General features: G+C 60.3%; 12 protein-coding genes. 3 read left to right on the forward strand and 9 right to left on the reverse strand.

Annotated elements, in window-relative coordinates; translation table 11 throughout:
• Positions 1–53: 53 nt before the first annotated feature.
• Complete coding sequence (gene yihA / locus TERRO_RS07125) at positions 54–695, reverse strand: ribosome biogenesis GTP-binding protein YihA/YsxC (RefSeq protein ID WP_014785323.1); 642 nt, start codon at positions 693–695, stop codon at positions 54–56.
• A gap of 124 nt (positions 696–819) precedes the next feature.
• The gene (locus tag TERRO_RS07130) at positions 820–2,160 is read right to left on the reverse strand and encodes an alpha-amylase domain-containing protein (protein WP_014785324.1); all 1,341 of its coding nucleotides are present in this window, start codon (positions 2,158–2,160) and stop codon (positions 820–822) included.
• A gap of 145 nt (positions 2,161–2,305) precedes the next feature.
• Between TERRO_RS07130 and TERRO_RS07135 the strand changes: the two genes are divergently transcribed.
• Entirely contained in the window at positions 2,306–2,821 is a 516-nt protein-coding gene (locus TERRO_RS07135) for an AI-2E family transporter (RefSeq protein ID WP_081490613.1), read from the forward strand.
• A gap of 23 nt (positions 2,822–2,844) precedes the next feature.
• Here TERRO_RS07135 and TERRO_RS07140 read toward each other — a convergent pair whose 3' ends face one another.
• Complete coding sequence (locus TERRO_RS07140; protein ID WP_014785325.1) at positions 2,845–4,632, reverse strand: ABC transporter permease; 1,788 nt, start codon at positions 4,630–4,632, stop codon at positions 2,845–2,847.
• The gene (locus tag TERRO_RS07145; RefSeq protein ID WP_014785326.1) at positions 4,629–5,969 is read right to left on the reverse strand and encodes an ABC transporter ATP-binding protein; all 1,341 of its coding nucleotides are present in this window, start codon (positions 5,967–5,969) and stop codon (positions 4,629–4,631) included. The genes TERRO_RS07140 and TERRO_RS07145 overlap by 4 nt, the downstream gene beginning before the upstream one ends.
• 174 nt (positions 5,970–6,143) lie before the next feature.
• Between TERRO_RS07145 and TERRO_RS07150 the strand changes: the two genes are divergently transcribed.
• On the forward strand, positions 6,144–6,515 hold the full coding sequence (locus TERRO_RS07150; RefSeq protein ID WP_014785327.1) for a response regulator: 372 nt from the start codon (positions 6,144–6,146) through the stop codon (positions 6,513–6,515).
• Between the two features lie 148 nt (positions 6,516–6,663).
• Here TERRO_RS07150 and TERRO_RS07155 read toward each other — a convergent pair whose 3' ends face one another.
• The 5 genes from TERRO_RS07155 to TERRO_RS07175 all read right to left on the reverse strand — a co-directional run bounded on the left by TERRO_RS07155 (position 6,664) and on the right by TERRO_RS07175 (position 13,263).
• Positions 6,664–7,491 (reverse strand): glycosyltransferase family 2 protein, encoded by an 828-nt coding sequence (locus tag TERRO_RS07155; protein ID WP_014785328.1) that lies wholly within the window; start codon positions 7,489–7,491, stop codon positions 6,664–6,666.
• 61 nt (positions 7,492–7,552) lie between these two features.
• Complete coding sequence (locus tag TERRO_RS07160; protein ID WP_014785329.1) at positions 7,553–8,719, reverse strand: glycosyltransferase; 1,167 nt, start codon at positions 8,717–8,719, stop codon at positions 7,553–7,555.
• Positions 8,720–8,726: 7 nt separating this feature from the next.
• Positions 8,727–9,959, reverse strand: coding sequence for a glycosyltransferase family 4 protein (locus TERRO_RS07165; protein WP_014785330.1), 1,233 nt, complete (start codon positions 9,957–9,959; stop codon positions 8,727–8,729).
• 56 nt (positions 9,960–10,015) lie between these two features.
• The gene (locus tag TERRO_RS07170) at positions 10,016–11,005 is read right to left on the reverse strand and encodes a polysaccharide biosynthesis/export family protein (protein WP_014785331.1); all 990 of its coding nucleotides are present in this window, start codon (positions 11,003–11,005) and stop codon (positions 10,016–10,018) included.
• Complete coding sequence (locus tag TERRO_RS07175) at positions 11,002–13,263, reverse strand: GumC family protein (RefSeq protein ID WP_014785332.1); 2,262 nt, start codon at positions 13,261–13,263, stop codon at positions 11,002–11,004. Before TERRO_RS07175 ends, TERRO_RS07170 begins: the two co-directional genes overlap by 4 nt.
• A 138-nt stretch (positions 13,264–13,401) precedes the next feature.
• Here TERRO_RS07175 and TERRO_RS07180 point away from each other — a divergent pair, with 138 nt between their 5' ends.
• Entirely contained in the window at positions 13,402–14,805 is a 1,404-nt protein-coding gene (locus TERRO_RS07180; protein WP_014785333.1) for a UDP-glucose dehydrogenase family protein, read from the forward strand.
• Positions 14,806–14,824 lie beyond the last annotated feature (19 nt).

The raw sequence follows: 14,824 nt of genomic DNA on the forward strand, positions 1-14,824 counted from the left end.
CGAAGAATGACGGGGGGGAGGGGTGCACTCATGGAGTCACCGCAGTCCCATGACTATCCCTCTGTCTCGGTGCCGACGCGAGCCGCTTCGATGCGGGCCCAAAGTTCTTTCATGCCGCGGCCGTTCTTGCCTTCCTTGGCGGCGACAGCGATGATCTCGCCCACGCCGTGCTCGCGCTTCAGTGTTGCGATGGAGTTGGCAAGGGTGTTGTTCGACAGGCGATCGCTCTTGGTACCGACGACCACAAACGGCTGACGGTGCAGCTGCATGTACTTGATCATCTGAGCATCGCTCTCCTGCGGCGGAATGTTGGTGTCCACCAGGCAGCAGCTCAACGCGAGTGTCTCGCGGTCGGCGAGATACGGGTCGACGAAGCTCGACCACTCGGCCGAGATGGACTTTGAGATCTTGGCGTAGCCGTAGCCCGGCAGATCGGCCAGGATGAGCGCGGGGTTGGGCCGCATGGTGCCGGAGTTCAGCACCTCATGCATCGCGAAGAAGTTGATGGAGCGCGTGCGGCCGGGGGTGGACGAGACGCGTGCCTGGCCTTCGCCGAGAAGCGCGTTGATCAGGCTCGACTTGCCGACGTTGGAGCGGCCGAGGAAGGCGATCTCCGGCACGCCGCCGGTCTTGACGGTGGATGGGAAGTGCTCGGGCGCAAAGGCCGACAGCAGAAATTGGGCGCGAAGACGCATAGGTTCAGTGTAGCTGCCAGAGTCACTTCCGCTGGAGCGACACCGATCCCGGTCCATTCGCACCGGCAGAAAAAAAGAAAGCCCGCAGCATGATGCTGCGGGCCTGTCGCGGATCGACGTCGATCTATTCGAAAACGGGTGCGTAGACGCAGTAGCCCCGAGGAGGCGCAGGGAACTCGCCCTTGCCCTCGGCGTCGGTGCTGCGCTCGTCGGGGTGTGCCTCGTCCTTGCCATCCCACGCAACGGGAACGAAGCGTGTATTGGGCCACTTGGTTTGAACGGTAGTGCCGCTCCACTGGTTGCCCAGGTTGTTGAGCACGTAGATCAGTCCGGACTGGCCTTCATTACCGCCGCGCTGCGAGATGTAGAGATCCGGATCCGCATGAAGGATGCAGCTCTCTCCACCGGCATGCTTATGGTGCGCGCTGACCAGCGCATCGATGCCGTTCGGCGAGTTGGGACGCGCGAGACCGAAGTTGTAATAGTCCTTCCAAAAGACGCAGGGATAGCCGTCCTGCGTGAGGATGAAGGAGTATCCGAGCATCTTGTCATTGACGACTTCGTTGCCGCCCATGTCGTGATTTTCCGTGAAGGTCACAGCGTTGAAGGGACGCGCAGCAGAAACCGAGTTACCGTCCGTCAGGTTGCGCAGATCATAGTTCGGCGTATCGCAGACGTCTTTCAGCTTGTAGCGCAGCGGGAAGTCAAACGCGGCGATCTGCGAATCGGTTAGCTTGCTTACCGAATCCAGCCAGTCGCCAATGTCTTCCGGTCCGCTCCAATATTCACCTACAACAAAAGGTGAGAAATTCGGGTTGTTCTTCTTCTGATATTCGTACTTCGCAAGCAGGCCGATCATCCATGCGCCGAAGCCCTTTACGAAGTCGAAGCGGAAGCCGTCAAAGTCAAGATCTTCAATGATCATGCGGGCGTAGTCATACATCGCGCCGTAGACCTTCGGGTTGCGATGGCACAGATGCGGGAAGCCAGCGAACTGCTCGCCTTCCATCATGACCTTCTCGTAACGCGATGGGTGGAAGCAGTCCCAGTTACGCGCGAACTTACCACTCGCAGGCGTGAACTTAGTCCAGCGCTTCTCGCCGTCGAGAGGATTTTCTTCTTCTGCATCGGCGCCGCTGTTGTGGTTGATGACCATGTCGGCGATGGCGCCCATGCCATTTTCATGGATGATGCCGATCAGCTTTTCAAGCTCTGCACGGTTGCCAAAGCTGGTCTTCAACTGGCCCTTCTGTTCGAAGTCACCGAGATCGAAGTAGTCATATGGGTCATAACCCATGGTGCCCTTGTCGGCGCCCTTGCTGATCGGTGGCAGCCAGATCGAATCGAAACCTACACCCTTCTTACCCAGCTTAGGAATTTCGCCCGCGACGAAGTTCCACCACTCGCCCAGCTTGTCCTCTTCCTTCGCACAATCCCAGTAGAAGCCCTGCATCATTACAGCCATTTTGGTTATCGCTCCCCATCTGTACGCAGCGGAATCGCACCGCTCTGCAGTACCTTTCGAGTCCTGTTCTGCGTATCGATTCGGTCTGATGCATCCAATAAGTGCGCGTTTGTACGCGTGGCCCGCGTGGTCAATGGAGTGTCTGATGAATGACGTACGTACTACGCTGGAACGCACAAACAACTCTGGGATTTCGACGTCACCAAGTGGCGGAGATCCTTTCCGCACAGCCGGCGGAGCAATCGCCGGATGGTGGCGCGCAACGACGCTCGATGCGTTGTGCGTTGGCTTGATGTGGTTTGTGGGACTCTACTTTATCCACGTTCCGTGGGCGCCACTTTGGGCGCTGGTGGCTGCTTTTTGCCAGTTCGTCCCGGGGATAGGTATGGCAATCGCGGTTTGTGGTCCTGCAGTGTCGGCTGCGCTTGCCTCGTCGGACACTGACTTCGACAAACTCTGGTGGACGCTCGGGCTCTATGCGTTTATCGCGATTGTCGATGGACTGATCGTGCAGCCGATGCTGTTGAAGCGGACGACGCTTGTGCCTTGGTGGGCGGCGATGCTGGGACCCATCGTCGGTGGAATCTTGTTGCCGCCGTGGGGCGCATTGATTGCTCCGCCGGTGCTCGCGGTAATTTTTGCCTTCCGTAAAAAGCGGTAGTGCTTTTCACGAGACAAGGCTGACTAAGCGCCCAGCTTGTATTTTGATTCTGCGATCCGGAAGAGCGGGCGCCAGATCAGACGGTTGATCGTGACCACCATCAATGCCATGACGATGGTCGCGAGGAGCAGAACGGCGAAGCGTCCGGCGTCTGTGGCGGCACTGATCTGTTCCCCGAGTCCGAAGGTGGTGAGCGTGTTGCTCTTCAGGCGGAAGTACTCGGCGATGATGCTGGCGTTCCATGCGCCGCCGCTGGCTGTGATCAACCCCGTGAGCAGGTAAGGAAAGATGCCCGGCAGGATCACGGTGCGCCAGCGCTGCACGGTGCTGAAGCGAAAGAGCCGCGCCACTTCCTTCAGGTCGTTCGGAATGGCCATGGCGCCAGCGATGACGTTGAAGAGCACGTACCACTGGGTGCCGAGCAGCATGAGCAGAACGGCGGCCGTGCCCATGCCTGCGCCTGTCTTGAAGAGCAGCAAAAGAAGGACGGGGAAGAGCGCTGTCGCAGGCACGCTGGCTGCGATCTGTGCCAATGGCTGCGCGATTCTGGCCAGGCGCGGATGGAAGCCGATCGCGACGCCTGCCGGCACGGTCCAAAGGGTTGCGAGGACGAGCGCGATAACGACGCGCATTAGCGTCATGCCTGCGCCGCCGAAGATCTGCAACACTTCGTGCCGATCGACAGAACGCAGCAGGTGCAGAGCCTGCACGGCTGCGTAGCCAACGACGATCAGGATCAATGCCAGCCCCGCCATGCGGAAGAATGTGGAGGGGGCGCGTCTGCTGGCTTCGTCGTACTGAGGATGCGTTGAGCGGCGCTTCGCCTCGTGGCGGTAGAGCTTTTCAGTCAGAGGCTCGAAGGTTACACGGCCAAGACGGCGCACGAAGTTGGACTGCTGCAGCATGGAGAGCAAAGGCGAGCGAACACGACGGGAGCTCTCCACCTGCTCGAATTTGAAACGGTCACTCCACGCGATGATTGGGCGCCACAGCAACTGGTCGGTTGCGACGATGATCAGGATCATCGTCATCAGGCCCCAGAAGATCGCCTTGGTGTTGCCCTCACTGGCGGCGGTCTGCAGATAGCTACCCAGGCCCGGCAGGCGGAAGTCTCGCGAGCCCAGGACGAACATCTCGCAGGCCATCAGGAAGAACCAGCCGCCGGCAACAGAGACCATGCTGTTCCAGATGAGGCCGATGGCTGCGTAGGGAAGTTCAAGCTGCAGGAGGCGCTGCCAGCGGCTGAAGCCGTAGATGGCGGAGGCTTCGGTGAGTTCGCGCGGCAGGCTCTTGAGTGATGAGTAGAAGGAAAAGGCCATGTTCCAGACCTGACCGGTGAAGATCAGGACGATGCAGCCAAGTTCCAGGCCGATCTGGCGCGTACGGAAGAGCGCGACCATGGCCAGCATGACGCCAGGCAGGAAGCTAAGGACAGGGATCGATTGCAGGATGTCGAGCGCCGCGATCATCAGAGCTTCAAGCCGACGGCTATAGGCTGCCACGTATCCGTAGCCGACGGCGAAGAGCAGGCTAAGGATGTACGCGAGACCCATGCGCACGACAGAGTAGAAGGCGTAGCGCGGCAGAGCTTGCGGTGAGAGGCTGAGCACGACGTTGGGCTGAGGCTGACCCAGCCAAAGGCGTGCGATCTGTACCACGCCGTAGAACGCGGCAAGGCCGATGCACGCGACGATGAGGTCGAGGAAGAACGGCCAGCTGCGCTGCACGGCCTGCGACCGGGCAAGGGTCTGCGGTATGCCCAGTTCCCGGCGCGTTCGCAGGCTGCCAAAGCTGTCTGGCAGGTTCTTCATCCGGAGACTTCCGCCGCGGACTCTGCGGCCTGGTTGTGCGCGAGCGTGAAGCGACGGCGCTGCGCGTCAAAGTCGAAGAGCTCGGCATAGCGTCCCCAGTTGATGGCCGTTTCAAGCTGGCGTAGCGTCTCTTCTTCGCTGAACTGCTCGTCCAGCATGTCGTGGAAGAACTCCTCGGGTACGGTGCCGTCGCTCTTTGCTTCCAGTGCGCGCACGATCTGGCGCAGCAGCAGAACGTTCTCAACGGCGGCCGCACGGAAGATCTCCTTCTGGCGCAGGATCTCCGCATTCGCGAACTCTGAGCCAATAGATGTCAGCGCGGCATCGCCTTCGGTGATCTGCAGGAAGCCGAGCAGGGACGACGCGTCGACGATGGGCAGAAGGTCGTCGACTTCAAAGGCGAGGTCGTCGGCGAGTCGGTAGATGTCGGCCTTACCGCCGTGGTCCACCATCAGCTCCAGCAGACCGGCGATGCCGCCAGGACGTGCGTGCGGCAGCATCTGGTAGCTCATGAGGCGCTGGTCACGGACGCGCTTGCCGTCTGCCGTGCGCGGCAGCGCCGGAGGCTGCGCCTCAGGCTGTGTGAGCACCTTATAGATGTAGTCGACAAGCTGGGTGAAGGCAGAGGCCTTACGGTCGCGGGGATGCTGCAGAGCCACGCGGAAGTCCACGCGCACATGGCCAGGATTGCGGCCAAGCACGATAATGCGGTCGGCCAGCAGGACTGCCTCTTCAATGTTGTGCGTCACGATGAAGATCGCCTGCGTGGGCATGGTCTTCTTCTGCCACAGCTCCAGAAGCTCCGAACGCAGGTTCTCTGCGGTGAGTACATCCAGGGCAGAGAACGGCTCGTCCATGAAGAGGACTTCGGGTTCGACGACGAGGGCCCGTGCAAATCCGACGCGCTGCCGCATGCCGCCGGAGAGCTCCTTGGGATAGGCGTGCTGGAAGCCGTCGAGGCCGACCGTATCTAACATCTTCAAGGCGCGCTTGCGGCGCTCTACGGGCTCCATGCCGCGCGCCTGCAGAGGCGCCTCGACGTTCTCAAGAACGGTGAGCCATGGGAAGAGCGCGAAGCTTTGAAAGACGATGGCAACGTTAATGTCTGCCTGGGCAATAGGCTTCTCGTGCCAGTAGACCTGTCCGGCGGAGGGGATCGACAGCCCCGTCAACATCCGCATCAGAGTCGATTTTCCGGAGCCGGAGGGCCCGAGGAGCGCAACGATTTCGCCCGGCACAATGGACAGGTCCGTTGGCGAGATGACCTGAATGCGGTTCTCGCTTGGCTGGGCGTAGTACTTTTCCACGCGTTCTGCGCGGATAATTGCCTGCTGCATGCCGTCTCCCTTGGTTGAGGCGGAAGCTGGTCAGAAACACTGGGATAAAAAGGTTGGGGCGGACGTTCCGGGGCCCGGGGGCCGGTGGTGCTCTCTGAGCCTAACATCCCTTCATGGCTCAGTTAGTTCCATAACTTGCCAAGAGGTTTCCCGTCGAGTAGAACTGAGACTGACATGACCAACACCTCCACTAAACCGCGCGTTCTGGTTGCTGACGACGAACAGGTCATCGCGAACACGCTTGCGATCATTTTGAATCAGGCCGGGTTCGAAGCGCGGGCCGTTTACTCCGGCGAAAACGCTGTCGAAAGCCTGGATGAGTTCCAGCCAAACATGCTGATCTCTGACGTCATCATGACCGGCATGACCGGCATTGAAGCGGCGATCAAGGTCCGCGCAAAGCTTCCAAACTGCAAGATCCTGTTGTTCAGCGGCCAGGCCGCAACAGCCGATCTGCTGGAGAAGGCACGTGCCCAGGGCCACGAGTTCGAGATCCTGGCCAAGCCCGTTCACCCCACCGATCTGCTGGCAAAGCTTCGCAGCTAGAACACGATAGCGATTTCGTTTCGATGATGTTGAAAAGGCCTCCAGTAGGAGGCCTTTTGCTTGCTCGGAATTAACAGAACTTCAACCTGAGCGGAACGGATGGGTGGGGCGCCGGTTGCGGTGAGGCCCGTGCCCCACGGGCGCTGCTCTAGATGTTGAGGAGCCGTTCGTGCATGATCTCGCGTCGCTTCAATTCGATTAGATATTCGTAGAAGCTTTGCAGGGTGCTGTAGGTCAGGCCAGCGTAACCGTCAAGTACGGCGCCGCGAATGAACATCATGTAGATCCACTTGAAGACCGGCCGCATGGGCAGCTTGAAGAAGAGAGCCTTTTGCGCCGCGCGGCGCTCGCCGCGGTCCTTGCCGAAAAGAGCGACCTGCAGCGATGCATCGGCGGTGGCGGCTCCGCTGGCAAGCAGTTGCGCTTCCATGGTGGAGTACACGTTGTGCTTCGCCACCCAGTGCGCGATGCCCTTGGAGAACGGGTAATGATTGAGCGGCGCCTGGAGCTCGACGATCCGGCCATCGACCTCGAGCAGTTCGTTGATCTCACGTACGTAACGCGCGCGTCCTCGGCGGACCAGACGGGTGTAGTAGGGCGTAATCTGCGCGTGTTCCAGCCAGGTGCCCCATAGGTAATCGTGGCGCCGAAGTCGAAATCCGTCGACGTCTGCGTCTGCAGTGGCGACGGCCCGCTGCATCTCAGCGACGAGTTCCCGGGTAGGCCGTTCGTCGGCATCGAGGATGAGTACCCAGTCGTGCCGGAAGGCCGGTTGGGTCAACGATGCGTTGCGCTGCGCGGCGTAGTTGTCGAAGACGCGTTCATGGACAGTCGCACCCAGGCTGCGCGCAATCTCCTGTGTGCCGTCTGTACTCATGGAGTCGAAGACATGCACGTCATTCGAAAATGACACGCTGCGGATAGCGCCGCCGATGTCGGTGCTCTCGTTCTTAGTAAGGATGACGACGGAGATCATGCGGCAGAAACCTCCGTGGCTGAGCCTACAGCGTCGTCGCCGGTTGTGTAACCAGAAAATATCAGCGCTTGCCGCCTTCGAGCTGTGCCTGCCGGAAGAGGGACATGATGACCTGCGCGGTCTCAAGCATGTCGAAGCGCGAGCGGAAGCACTCGGCTGCATGCTCGCTCATAGCCTGGCGATCAGACGGATGCATTGCAATCCAGCTTTCCAGCAGATGGCGCGTGCCGTCCAAGGTATCCGGCTGGATCAGGGAGCAGCCTTCGCCGACCAGCATGTCGCCGATGTTTACCTTGTCGCTCAGCAGTACGGGAAGACCGGCAGCCAGAGCCTCAGCGACAGCGATGCCGAAGTTCTCCTGGTGCGAGGGCAGGATGAATGCCTCGGCGGCACGGAAGGCTCCCCACTTCGCTGGTCCACGCAGAATCCCGGGCCAGTGGACGCGGTGTCCGCAGCCGGCTTTCTCGGCGACGGCCTTGAGTTCCGGGATCCATCCCGTCTCGTCCGGCCCAGCCATGACGAGGTGCAAGTCGGGGTCGCTTGCAGAGACCTCGGAAAAAGCCTGCAGGAGCAGGTCACAGCCCTTCTTGGGATGGATCCGGCTCAGGTAGATGAGGAACCGTTTTCCACGGACCGCGGGCACGTGCTCCAGGAAGGTGGAAATGTCGTCTTCCGGCCGGCTCTGCGGAGCACGGATGCCGTAGGGCACCACCTGCGGTCGCCAGCGCCATGCGGCGAAGCTTTCCTGTGCGAGTCGCTCCTCGGTTTCCGTGGTGAACAGAACACGATATGCCCGCCTGAGAACCCAATACTCGAACGGATACCAGTAGAGGACCTTCTTCAGGTGCTTGAGGGGGTAGCGCCGTTTGAAGTAAGGATCCAGCATGCCGTGCGTGAAGACCATGTATGGCTTGCGACCGCGCGCCGCAAGCATTGCAGGCAGACCGTTGTACTGCCACAGACCATTCACGATCACGCCGTCGAAGCGGTCGATGTTCGCGCGCAGCCACGGCAGTAGACGGGCGTTGTAGCCATAGGTGCCGCCGGTGGAGGGTCCGAGAGCGTGGACCGGAAAGGCAAGACCCTGCAGCCAGGGCGCGTCGGGCAGATCGGCCGTGACTGCCTCGCCGATGTAGCCTTCGTTGACGTAAGTGAAGAGCGTGCGCACGCCCTCGATGGGGCCGCCCATAGCGGGATTGAGCGTCGGGATGACATGGAGAATTCGCATTGTCTGGCTAGCCACTTATTTTCTGAATAGGAAGCTTCGTAACACGCTGGAGAGCTGCCTTGAGAGCGACTAGATCTTCGCGGTAGCTCCAGCGCGACAGGATTTCGCGGCCGCGCTCTCCCATGGATTCACGGCGGCCCGGTGCGAGCGTTGCTGCCAGGGCATTGCGCAACGCTGCGATATCGCCCAGCGGATAGACGTATCCGTTCTCTCCGTTTCGAACCAGGTCCACTGCGCAACCCACATCGTCGGACACGATCACAGGGAGACCCGCGGCCATCGCTTCATTGGTGATCAAGCCCCACGCTTCATGGCGCGACGGCAAGACGAACACGGTGCTGAGATCGAAAAATCGTGGCAGTTCGCTCTGGTTGCGGAAGCCGAGAAAGCGGATTCCCTCGACGCCGCTGGCAGAGGCACGCTGCTCCAGTTGTGCCCGCGTTTCACCATCACCCACGATCAGGAGGTACGGATCCAGAGAGGTCTGCACGCGGAGTTGCAGGTATGCCTCAAGCAAATGGTCGGCGTGCTTGCGTTCCTGAAGTTTACTGGCGAACAGGATGACGGGCCGCGACGGATCTAGATTGAACTCCGTTTGTAGTTCTGCGCGGTTCCGGGTTGCAGCCTCTGCCCGCGTGGCGAAGTATTCGTTGTCGACGGCGTACGGCATGGTGAAGGCAGGGAAGTCCGCGCCAAAGTAGTGCGTCCAGTAGGTCGCGTTGCGCGATCCGATTGGTAGAACCGCATCGACGAGCATCTTGAGTCCGTCGAAGTAGAGCTGTTTGATGAGCAGCGTGGTGTGAGAGCGGGTGCGGTCGGCAAGCCAGGACTCTGCGCGCAGCAAGACTGGGATTCCCAGTGCCTTCGCTGCCAGCATTGCATGCAGGCTGTTCACCGTGGAGTAGCCGTGCACCCACAGGGCATCAAACGGTTCACCGTCGATGCCGCGCAATAGACCGCGGAAGATTCCGCGTGCAATCGGACGTGTGGGGCTCAGCTTATTCGTGTCGCGCCAGCGTGGCAGGACAACGGAACGGTAGCCCTCAGTCAATGGGACATCCCACGTGACGCTCACGCCGAAGCCGGGGTCCTTGTAACTCCTGAGCGATAGATCGGAGCAAAAGAAAACGGTCAGATCAATGCCGGGATCGGCGGCGATAAGTCTAAGCAGTTTCGCCTGATACTGGATCGGATGGCTGACCACATAAGCCAGCCGAATCCTACGGTGTACGCCTTCCATGCTTTCTCTCGTTCCTTTGTAAAGAACACAATTGGGCTTGACACCGGCCCTGCACGTTAACGAAGGAGCGTGGCCATTGCGACGATCAGGGCTACCACTGTTCCGGACGATTGCGTGGCGAGGAATTTCTTCAGACCGCTGGACGGTACCAGCAGGATGTCGTCAGACTGCAGCACCACATCGGCTAACTTGCCATCCTGAATCTGGCGGAGCTGAAGGTTGATGACGGTGCGTTGGCCGCCGACATTCCGGATGAGTGTGGCCTGGTCGCCCTTCGCGGGGAAGGTTAAGCCGCCAGCTGCGCTGACCGCTTCAACTGCCGTCACCGGGATGGAACCGCTGAGCTGACCGACGCCGGGTCTCATGACCGCGCCAAGAACATAATATTGTCCGACCCGACCGACGGTGATGACATCTCCGGTAAAGATAGGAACGTTGGCCTGGACGGTTCGCGCAGGGTCGTTGCCGATGTCCACGATGATCGGCTCAGCTTGACCCAACCGATCGATCCGGAGGACGGTGCTGGCGGTGGCGGGAATACCGCCGTTTGCGGCCATGACCTCGAGCAGACGCTTTGGTCCGAGGATCGGCACGGTGCCTTTCACTTCGCCGACGACCGTAGCGAAGTGCTGCGGTGCCTCCGTGAGTTCGATCGATACCTGTGCACTATGGAAGATCTCGGCCGACTCGAATCGCTCCGACATGGCGACTTCTGCTTCCTTCACAGACATGCCGGCCACGTGGATCACACCGCCAAGGTTCATGCGGATACTGCCATCCAGATCGACACGCTCGGTATCCGTGTACTCCGGAGCGACACCGTAGACGCTGATCTTCAGCAGGTCGCCGGGGAGTAGTGTGAGTTCCCGCTGCGGCGGATAGAGCACTGCAGGATCGGTCGTGATGGGCAGCCGTACATTCAGGCCGGGCGCCGAAGTTGGGACTGTGCCGGTGTACTGTGCGGCAGCCGGCAGGCACAACGCTACGCACGTTGTCAGGGTAAGGGCTGCGGTCTGAATCAGGCGGAGCATACGGGTCAAACTCATGCCTTGTCCTCTCCCTGGCCTGCGGCGCTGTTACGGGGCCCGCCATCACCCGTGCCGGTTGATCCGGACTCCCACGATTCGGAGTCGATGTTGGAGTAGCTGTAGCCTGAGTAACCGTAGTACCCGTGGTATTCCGGCGCGGTGATATCCACGGAGTTCAGAAGGACACCGGTTACGTTTGCTCCGGAACGTGAGAGGAGATCCCTTGAGCGGCGCACAGCATTCCGGCTGCTCTTGCCGTGCCGCACCACCAGGACGATCGCATCTGCCTGTCGCGCGAGGATGACGCCGTCCGTCACGGACAGGATCGGTGGCGAATCGACGACGACATGGGTGTAAAGCGTGCAGCAGTGGAGCAGCAGGTCGTGCATTGCCTCGGAGGAGAGCATCTCCGTTGGGAAGGGCGGCACCGGGCCGCTGCAGAGGACGTCCAGATTCGGGATCTCCGCCACGTTCTTGGTGGCCTCTTCCAGCGTGCTGCCGCCGGATAGCACCGTGGACAGTCCGACACGTCCATTTAGACCAAAGCGATGATGCACGTTTGGTCTGCGGAGATCGGCATCGATCAGGAGTACGCGGGTCTCTCGCTGAGCGAGTATCGCGGCGAGATTGGTTGCGACCGTCGTCTTGCCTTCACCCGGCGTGGAGCTGGAGATGAGAATGATCTTGGGAGGGTGTCCGGTCGTAGCCAGCAAAAGCGAGGTTCGAAGAGAGCGGAACGCTTCCGAGAACTGTGACTTGGAGGTGGCGAGCACTCCGATGTTGCTTTGAGCGACGGACATGGAACCGGTGTCGGAGCTGAGGCGCCGCACCTTTGGGATCACCGCAAGGGACGGGAGTTGCGTAATCTGTTCGACCTCAGCCACGCTACGGATGCCGGTGTCCAGACTCTCCATGGTGAAGGCAATCATCAAGCCTGCAACCAGCCCGATCAGGACCGTTCGGAGAAGGATTGTCGAGCGCGGTGTCATGGAGGGGCCAGCCGGCTTCAGGGCCTGATCCACGATGTCGATCTCGAGCGAATCGAGGCCTGCCTGAATGCTGGCTGCACGCAGCTTGGAGAGCAGGCTCTCATAGAGGGTGCGATTGGCCTCGTAGTCGCGCTGACGCAGCGTGTACTCCACCAGGTCATCACGCAGCCGGTAGGATTCCTGCTTCTGCTGTTCCAGTGCTGAGGTCGTCTGGTCTTCGTTGGCCCGAGCGGCCACAAGCGCCTGCTTTGCCTCCGTAAGAAGGCGGTTTTCTTCTGCCTGAACCTCGCGCTGAACCTCGCGCTGGTGTGCCCGCAGAGCGATGATCTTCGGGTTCTTTGCGCCCAGGGTGATGCTCAATTCGGCGATGCTGGCCTGGGTCTCCGCCGCATCCGATCGCAACTTGGAAAGTTCCGACTGGCCGCCGGCCACATCGAGATTGCTTTCCAGCAGATCGGGATCGCTGCTCGCCAGAACTCTATAGCGCGATTCGGCCAGGATGCGCTGCACCTTTGCGCTTACGGAAGCGGTGCTGAGGGCATCTACCGAGACCGCGAGCTGCGTCGTTGGCGGCTTGGTGGCATCGAAGCCCAGTCCAAGTACGCCGAGGCGTTTCTGGAGATCGATCAATTGCTCCTGTGATGTCTCGACCTGCTGGCGGAGATCGTCCAGCTGCCCGGAAAGCCATTGCGAGACGCGTTTGGTTGATTCAAAGCGTGTCTCGAACGAGCGCTGCTGATACGCATTGATGACCTGATTGACGATATCCGCTGCAAGTTGCGGCCTGCTCGCGGTGCAGGTGATCTTGATCATGGCCGTGCGTGGAATGATGCTCGCGTTGACGGAGTTACCAAGACGCTGCAGTACATCCGTCCGCACCGCGGGATCATTGATGTCGCGGACCTTTCCGACCCGGATTCCCATGAAGTCCGGATTGTTGATCAGGTTCATGTTGCGCGCGACGTTCAGCAGCAGGGAATCGCTGGTGATGATACCCAGCTCGTTTTCCAGGTTGGTCTCCTGGCTGCCAACGCTTCCCATTAGTTGAGTGGCAGCGCTGTTCGCCTCATGAATCTGAATTCGGCCAGTGGCGGTGTAAATGATTGGCTGCGTCGACGCCGTGTAGTAACCATAGAGAATGGCGATGACTGCGCACGCCACCAGAATCCACTTCCTCTTGCGGATGACCGCGAGGGCCTCCGAGAGAGCGCTGTCGGCAGAAGTCGTCGTGAACCCGGTAGGGCTAGCCGGATCCGTGGGTACCGGCTGGTTTGTGGCTGGCGGCATCTGGGACGATGATAACCGAGACATCTCGCGCCAACCGTATTCGATCGCACAAAGGTCTATGCAACCCCATCAACCGGGGCGCCAATCTTGCCGGATACCCTTGCGTCATATGGCGTGCTCTGAGGTAGTCTTGCTTCTATGGGCAAGAGCGTGAACATCGCCGTAGTGGGCTCCGGGTATGTAGGCCTGGTTGCAGCAGTCTGTTTTGCAGAGATGGGTCATCAGGTGACCTGCGTAGACAATGATCCACGCAAAGTGGCGGCGCTGCAGGGTGGCGATACGCTCATCCACGAAGAGCATCTGCCGGAGCTACTGAACCGCTATCGCAACACAAAGGTGACCTTCACCACAGACCTGGGATCGGCTGCCGAGAACGCCGCGGCTATCTTCATCGCTGTTGGCACGCCGCAGTCTGAGACGGGCGATGCTGATCTTTCCTACGTGGAAGCCGTGGCATGCGAGATCGCTCGGCACCTGACCAGCTACAAGGTCATCGTGGAGAAGAGCACCGTTCCCGTTTATACGAATGAGTGGATCCGCCGCTCGATTGAGCGCAACGGCATCGATCGTAAGATGTTCGACGTCGTGTCGAATCCCGAATTTCTTCGTGAAGGCTCGGCCGTTGGCGACTTCCTTCACCCCGACCGTATCGTCGTCGGCGCTGACAGCGAGCGCGCTGCGCAGGTGCTGCAAGACATCTATGCGCCGTTGACCGACGGCAGCTATTACAAGCAGGCGAACATCATCCCCGGCCCGTTCAGCGCGGATGCACCGCCGCCGCTTCTTCTGACTTCGACCAAGAGCGCCGAGATTATCAAGCACGCATCCAACGCCTTCCTGGCGCTGAAAATTTCGTTCATCAATGCCGTCAGCAATCTGTGCGAAGCCACGGACGCGAACGTGCAGCAGGTGGCACAGGGAATGGGCCTAGACAGCCGTATCGGACCGCGCTTCCTGCGGCCCGGCATCGGCTACGGCGGCTCCTGCTTCCCGAAGGATGTCGCAGCCTTCCGTTCGGTCGCTGACCAGATGGGCGTGGACTTCTCACTGCTGACGGAAGTGGAACGGATCAACGCGACGCAGAAGAAGCGCTTCCTGGCAAAGGTTCGAGCGGCCCTGTGGACGCTGCGCGGCAAGAAGCTTGGCGTTCTCGGCCTGGCCTTCAAGGGCGATACAGACGACATCCGCGACAGCCCAGCCATTGAGATGGTGCAGATGCTGCTGGCCGAGGGATGCTCGGTGTGCGCTTTCGATCCTGCAGCAGTGGAGCGGACCAAGGCTGTTCTGCCGGAGTCGGATAAGGTGTCGTACTCCACGGATGCTTACGCGGCCGCAGAAGACGCTGACGCCCTACTGATCCTGACCGACTGGGCAGAGTTCGGCAAACTGGACATGAAGAAGCTGCGCACAGCTTTGCGTTACCCCATCATGATCGACGGCCGGAATATGTTTGAGCCAGCGACCGTTGCGGCCGCAGGCCTGACGTACTACAGCGTGGGCCGCCCTGCGGCTCACCCCGGTCGCGCAGAAGCAAACGCATAATTTAGAACGACGGTGACGG

This window comes from Terriglobus roseus DSM 18391 (assembly GCF_000265425.1).
GTDB classification, from domain to species: Bacteria; Acidobacteriota; Terriglobia; order Terriglobales; family Acidobacteriaceae; genus Terriglobus; species Terriglobus roseus.